Here is a 6,222-nt window from a genome sequence, read left to right on the forward strand (position 1 = left end):
GCCGCGCAAGCGGCAACACGAGAGGGCGAAGCCGATCTCATCTTCGGCATCTACTACAACGATGCGCGTGCAGGCTATCTCGATTTTGTCCAACCCGCCTTCATGTATGACGACGTCGCGGTGTTCGTGGCCAAGGGGAAAGAGTTTCCCTTCAAGGACAAGCAGGATCTGATCGGCAAGAAAGGCGTGACGAACAAGGGGGAGAGTTACGGCAACGATTTTGATGCCTTCATGAGAGAAAAGCTCGACGTGACGCGCACAGACGGTATTGGACAAGCCCTTCAGGACCTGGTTGCGGGCAAAGCAGACTACCTGATCGCCGGCTACCATCCCGGCCTGTCAGAGGCAGCGAAGGAAGGTTTGAAAGACAAGGTCGTGCCGCTTGATCAGGCTTTGCTCACAGCCGAGATGTTCGTTGCATTTTCGAAGAAATCGCCATGTCGCTCTCTTGCAGCGGACTTTGGTCAGAGCGTTACAGAACTGACAACAGACGGCAGCTTCGAAAAGATGGTCAAGGATGCCTCGAATGCCTGGGACAAGGCACAAATGAAACAGTAGTGGGTCAAGCCCAGCAGTCACCGCCGCGCGCTTAGGCGAACCACTCCAAGGGCGTCGATCTACGGGACGCTTTTAGCTAGTCGGCTTGACGACGCGGATCGACCGACAGTTACATTCGAGCATGTCCGCTTTTGGCACATAGCTGACGCAAATGCCGCGGGAGAGAATGTCTGCTTTCGGGTGGAAAGCGGTCGTGCCGGCTCGGCCGCCTGATGTCAGCTAATGACGCAAAGCGGACATCACTCAGTGCGACCAGCACGACGACGCTGTAAAGTTTTCTCGCGTGAAGCTTGTTGCCTTCTAGAAAATCCTGCTCAGACGACGCGCTGTGCGGCCCACGCTACGCGCAGCATTGCCTACACTGCGTGCTGCGCGGCCTACGCCCCGAAGGGTGCGGGTTACCGGACGGCGCGTGATCGGGCGCCGAACGTAAGGACCACGTACAGTGCGTGCGCGATACCGAGCCTCCTCGACGAGGGGTGGCTGCTTTACCTCCAGCACCGGCGGCGCAGCATTTGCCTGTGTCGGAGTAAGTCCAGCCGCTAGTAGAGCCGCGACGGCGACCAGTCCGGTTGTGATCTTGAGCATTGTTCCCTCCCTCAAGCCAGGAGCTCTTCTGTACGAACCCTCTTTGTCTGGCGAATGTACCACATGGATGATGTGCGCGAGCAGTTACTGTCCGCCTAGGTCTGCGCGCGGGAAGCCGGGACCAGTCACCGCTTATGGCACCAAGCAGACCTCAATGCGGAGGTCCAAGATGTCTGCTTGCGGGTGTAAAGCGGTCGTTGCCGAGTCGCGTTCCTTTGTCCGCTAATGACCCTAAGCAGACATTCGAAACCTGCATTTTTTACTTTCTGGGCCATAACAGTGTCTCGACTGGCTATTTGCCTCCGAAGGGCGCATAGTCGATGGGCGTCGTTGAGAGTTCGACGATGGCTGCTACAGCTACGCACTAAGCTATTCGCCGCACCTTGTGGTAGCGGCGAGGCAGTTCCTATCTGGCTGTCTAGCTAATCCTACACTCGAGCCGGGTGCGGTAGTTCGTCCTTGTCGCGACGCACATCGACAATTCCATCAAGAGGAACAGCAATGCCTTTTAGTCCGTCCGTCCAGTACTATCGTGCCAACCTCAATTCTGCGTCCTTCGACACTCTTGTTCGCGTGGGTAAGCTAGACCCGAAACAAGCCAAAGCGCTGGTTCAACATCGACCTTACAGAAGTTGGGACGAGATAGAACAAGTTCCCGGCTTTGATCGGCACGTGGCCTATAGTCTCCAAGAGAGCAGCTATCTCGGCCCTTCCGTAAGCAGTAAGTCTTCCGAGGAATCCGGGTGTCACAGCGGTCCAATCCGATAAGGCAGGATCACCACACCAAGTAAGTAAGAATGGTCATCTGAACCTCGGCGAAACCAGTTCGCAAACGTAATCTGATGCGATTTGTGCGATGAGACCATCAGCAGACGGCGGACAACACCGAAGCTCCCGCCGGGGATGGCGCGGTAGCTTCACCTAGAGGTAGGGTCTTGCTTCATGCCTGAGTACCAAGCTCACCGTTGCCAGCAATGCCATCAACCCCTGAAGGAGATTGATAACTTTGGGCAACGCTTGCGAGGGTGTTTCACCTGCAATCTCTGGGCGACGGCTCTAGGGGCAACTTGGATTCGATTGTCCGAGGAGGATTTGCGTTCGTTCTATAAGTTGCGCCATGACCTGGAGCCCGAGTAACGCCCGCGCCATCTCCGCAACGTCCGGCTTACGTATGCTTATGGCACTTGGTGCACATGAATGAGTCGGACCGAACTTTTGACCTTGCCCCAAACCATGCTCAGCAAACTTCACTGGGTCCGCTCGTCCCGCGTAAATACCGAAACGTTGGCAAATTGACCCCCCCGCGGACCTACACGCAACCGGCTCACTGCAAACTTTGTCAGCAACTTTGACGTTCGCAAACGGGCTACTCGCAATTTGCCCCCTGAGTGCCCATATCAGTGTAGGTGGCGGATTTAGTCACTGTATGTGACGCGGGGCGCGCAGACGCCTGCGCAGCCCTTCGCCGACAAAATCAGCGCGAACAATTTCCCTAGACCAGGCCTCGATAGTCGGCCTGCGATATCCGCTCGCGATCCGCGCTACGATTCAAAACAAAGAGGCCAAAAAATGAATGCCAGGCGCCCTATTTTGCATGTTCGGTTTGCAGATCAGCTTGCCAGTATCACTCGCAGCCGCGACGGCGACTCTCTCAACCGGACAGAACCGGTACTGCACGATTCCTCCGTTTCCGAATTCGAGGCCGCGCTGATCAAAGCACGAGACGTTTGGCGAGGTAGGAGGTCGCACATTTCCCGTAACGCCACTCATCGCAACCGTGGAGCGCAGAGTCGATAGAGCGCTCGAAAGGTCGTTGGCCAGCTCAGTGTGTGCACACCACGAAAGGATTTGATGATATGACGTTTGATTACGCCGCGATGGCCGAACTTTATCCAGCCCGGAGCTGCAAGCGCGGTCTTGGGCACATTACCTACAAACGCTTCGAGGTTGCCGCCGAAGCATTGCGCTTCGCCATCGAAGAGCTTCCGTCTCAGTATCTCTTGGGCACCTACCTTGAGGTCGAAGAGAATAGGTTCGATGGTCACCAAATTCGCTTGCTATACGAAAGTGCAAGTTACCCGCTGTCTCGCAAAGATGTCGTTTGACCAAACCCTTTGCGCTAACGGGTCTGTCGGTCGTGAGTCGGCTCTTGCTGACGACCGTTAGGTAGCTAAATACACTCTCGGGGCGACGAAGTTTACTGACCACCCAACCCGGATATGCCATCAGGTCCGCCTCTTGAACGGCCAAGGATCACTTGACTCGCTATTCGTTTAAGAAAGGCGCAGGATGGAGCTATCACTGGCAACGCGACTGCAGCTCCTAGTGGCTGAGCGCGTAACGACTTCCGCCTGAATTGTCTGAGCCGAAAACACCGGTTGAGTACGCCTCTGAGTGTGTTTGTGCGAACCGATATCGCATGGATCCCCGGAATAGGCACTAGTCTCCGCATCGCTCACGACTTTCGCTTCGCATGACTCACGATTCGATCCGTGAGACTGACTGACAGCTCTACTGAAGGGGAACCGATCGGCGCGCAAATGGCGCAACGAAGCGGGCCACTGTGTACGACCACTTCGATCGCGCTAGCCGAACCCAATGAAGAACCACGGCATCATATCCCATACTCCGAGTCGCTGGCCCGGCATTTTCTCGTTCCTCATCACTGGCGCGCTGTTCGCGGCGGTGCTGATCTTGACGCTGAGTCACCTTCGATGAGGCCCGCGAACATGACCATGCGCAGCTGCAGTTATTGTCAGGCCGCAAGGTTAACTGAGACTGGAGGAACGGCATGAATGCCACCGGCAACCCGGTATCTAAGGATAATGGCGTAGTTACTGCCACCGCTGGGAGATCGCTACATCATATCGCAGAGCTACTCGCTAGGCATCGCATTGGCTGCGTTGTCATCGTGGAGAATGAAGACAAAGTTTGCGGCATTGTGTCAGAGCACGATGTTATGAGAGCGGTCGGTAAGGCCGGTCAACAAGCCTTGAGTAGACCTGTCTCTGACTTCATGACCACGGCCGTGGTGACCGCGAACAAAGCCGACACGAACCAACGACTATTGACCGAAATGGCGACTCACCAGTTCCGCCACATGCCTGTTGTGGAGAAGGGTAGACTGGTTGGCATCGTCTCGATTGGAGATCTGGTCAGGGAGCACCTTGAGAATGCTGAAGCTGAATCAGATGCTCTGCGAGAGCACATCAGTTCCGCGTAGCCGGGAGTCTCCGCGGTTCTGATTGATGCTTCTGCGGATGAGAGAGGTTGAGATGATCTATTTGGTTGCGGCCTATGCGCTCAAATACTCTCCGCTCATCATAGTTGCGTTGGTGGCCACTCTCGTTTGGCTCACGAGATAATCCCGGCGTCGCTGACACCAGGACGATGTCGGCGCGCTCCCGATACTGCTGTTGGGGCCATGAGCAGGAGTGGCGATTAGTCGCTCCATTACACTGTTGGCTTTGCGCCACCTCTTGCTCGACTCCCGAAAAGCCAAACCTCTTCCACGCATGGCGTGCGCTTCGCCCACTCTCGAACCCACCGCTGCTGGTGATCGGTTATGTCCAATTGCCAAGCTTACCATGCGCGGGGGGAGTCATAGAGGGACTCCCATGACAGACGACAACGACGCTAAACCACGCCAGATGGCGCACGGGCTTATCAAGGGGTACATCGGGCCGGACCACAAGGTGCGGACATGCAGGCATTCTATTCCGCCCTCGTACAGGCGGCTTAGGAAGGCGCGGTCTACGTCTACATAGCAGTCAAAATCGGACGCTATGGCCCAAGCCTCAATGTCGGCTCTTGGCACTTGGCGGACCTCAAACGCGAGGCTGGGCATGTCGGCTTTCGGGTGTAAAGCGGAAGTCGCCGAGTTGCGTTCTGATGTCGCTTAGTGACCCAAAGCGGACTTACGTTCGGTCGGACGGTTGCTCGAACGCAAGGGGATGGAGCACCCGGGCATGGATCGCCAGACATACGGTCTCAAGTGCTGTATTCAATAACGTGGCCGGCGCGTCTTACGCTGCGCGCCCAACCCCGCGGCAATCCTCAGAGGCCACATCATGCGCATGATGCTCCTGCTCTGCTTCGTCCTGCTGACGTTGAGTGTGTCGTCGGCACAGGATTCGTCGGACCGCATTCCCCAGGTCGAGAATGAATGTGTGGTCCTAGTCCACGGTCTTGGCCGAGGGGACGGGTCGCTTTTTCTGATTGAGCAACTCCTTTCCGCAGCGGGCTACCAAGTGGCAAATCTCGACTATCCCTCCCGCAGTGCGACGATCGAGGAATTGGTCGGCCACCTCGACGACGCGGTCGCCACTTGTAAGAATCGGACCGTGAACTTCGTCACGCATTCTCTCGGCGGTATCCTCGTGCGCGGTTGGATTGGAATGAACGACGGGGCGAACCTCGGGCGCGTCGTCATGCTGGCTCCTCCAAACCAAGGCTCCGAAGTCGTCGACGCAATGTCTGACCTCGCCCTCTACCGGTTCCTGACCGGACCTGCAGGCCAGGAACTTGGCACCGGAAATGAAGGCGTTCCGGCGCAATTAGGCCCGGTCGATTTCGACCTCGGCGTAATCGCCGGAAATCGATCGTTGAACCCAGTTTTCTCCGCCACGATTCCCGGCGCGGACGATGGGGCTGTTTCAGTCGAGAGCACGAAGATCGAAGGCATGGCCGATCACATCATCCTGCCGGCTACCCATACCTTTATGATGAACAATCCGCTGGTTATTGCTCAGGTGATGATCTTCCTTAGAACCGGGCATTTCGATCCCGACTTGACCTATCGCGAATTGGCGCGTCGCTTGACCGCTAAGTGATGCCGAAGTGATCAGGAATCCACAGCAGCACCTTAGGATGGTGCTCTTTGGTTACCACGATCCACTGTGCATGGCCGCTTCGGTCTCGATCTCGGTAGCAAGTTGGTCTGCGTCCGCATCGGCCCAGTTCGAGCACGCGGTTACGGCGGACCATGCCTCGATATAGTCGTCTACCGCGTAGTTGTGACCGCGTCCTGGCGGCACGGCCATGCCAAGCATCATATCGTGAGGCCGGGGATGTCTG

The 6,222-nt window shown here is 56.6% G+C and carries 7 protein-coding genes; 5 read left to right on the forward strand and 2 right to left on the reverse strand.

Annotated elements, in window-relative coordinates; all coding sequences use genetic code 11:
- Positions 1-558: substrate-binding periplasmic protein (locus AC33YF_RS12400; RefSeq protein WP_491777518.1), on the forward strand; the 558-nt coding region annotated here is incomplete at its 5' end.
- 300 nt (positions 559-858) lie between these two features.
- Here the strand turns inward: AC33YF_RS12400 and AC33YF_RS12405 are convergent.
- Positions 859-1,146 carry a hypothetical protein gene (locus AC33YF_RS12405; protein WP_491777519.1) on the reverse strand — a complete coding sequence of 96 codons (288 nt, stop codon included), beginning with the start codon at positions 1,144-1,146 and terminating at the stop codon, positions 859-861.
- Positions 1,147-1,647: 501 nt separating this feature from the next.
- On the opposite strand from AC33YF_RS12405, the gene AC33YF_RS12410 reads away from it, so the two are divergent.
- The 4 genes from AC33YF_RS12410 (at position 1,648) to AC33YF_RS12425 (ending at position 5,978) form a co-directional block, all read left to right on the forward strand.
- On the forward strand, positions 1,648-1,914 hold the full coding sequence (locus AC33YF_RS12410; protein ID WP_491777520.1) for a helix-hairpin-helix domain-containing protein: 267 nt from the start codon (positions 1,648-1,650) through the stop codon (positions 1,912-1,914).
- A 1,088-nt stretch (positions 1,915-3,002) separates the two neighbouring features.
- Positions 3,003-3,251, forward strand: a complete 249-nt coding sequence (locus tag AC33YF_RS12415; protein ID WP_491777521.1) for a hypothetical protein — start codon at positions 3,003-3,005, stop codon at positions 3,249-3,251.
- A 686-nt stretch (positions 3,252-3,937) separates the two neighbouring features.
- Positions 3,938-4,369 carry a CBS domain-containing protein gene (locus tag AC33YF_RS12420; RefSeq protein ID WP_491777522.1) on the forward strand — a complete coding sequence of 144 codons (432 nt, stop codon included), beginning with the start codon at positions 3,938-3,940 and terminating at the stop codon, positions 4,367-4,369.
- An 847-nt stretch (positions 4,370-5,216) separates the two neighbouring features.
- Complete coding sequence (locus AC33YF_RS12425) at positions 5,217-5,978, forward strand: alpha/beta fold hydrolase (RefSeq protein ID WP_491777523.1); 762 nt, start codon at positions 5,217-5,219, stop codon at positions 5,976-5,978.
- Between the two features lie 51 nt (positions 5,979-6,029).
- Here the strand turns inward: AC33YF_RS12425 and AC33YF_RS12430 are convergent.
- Positions 6,030-6,222, reverse strand: a 193-nt coding sequence (locus AC33YF_RS12430) for an alpha/beta-hydrolase family protein (protein WP_491777524.1), incomplete at its 5' end; no start/stop codon positions are given.

The organism is Methyloceanibacter sp. (assembly GCF_058506495.1).

What these genes read in the sequence shown, in the direction of transcription:
- AC33YF_RS12420 (WP_491777522.1), top strand. Translation starts at nt 3,938, where the DNA reads ATGAATGCCACCGGCAACCCGGTATCTAAGGATAATGGCGTAGTTACT.
- AC33YF_RS12415 (WP_491777521.1), top strand. Translation starts at nt 3,003, where the DNA reads ATGACGTTTGATTACGCCGCGATGGCCGAACTTTATCCAGCCCGGAGC.
- AC33YF_RS12410 (WP_491777520.1), top strand. Translation starts at nt 1,648, where the DNA reads ATGCCTTTTAGTCCGTCCGTCCAGTACTATCGTGCCAACCTCAATTCT.
- AC33YF_RS12405 (WP_491777519.1), bottom strand. Translation starts at nt 1,146, where the DNA reads ATGCTCAAGATCACAACCGGACTGGTCGCCGTCGCGGCTCTACTAGCG.
- AC33YF_RS12425 (WP_491777523.1), top strand. Translation starts at nt 5,217, where the DNA reads ATGCGCATGATGCTCCTGCTCTGCTTCGTCCTGCTGACGTTGAGTGTG.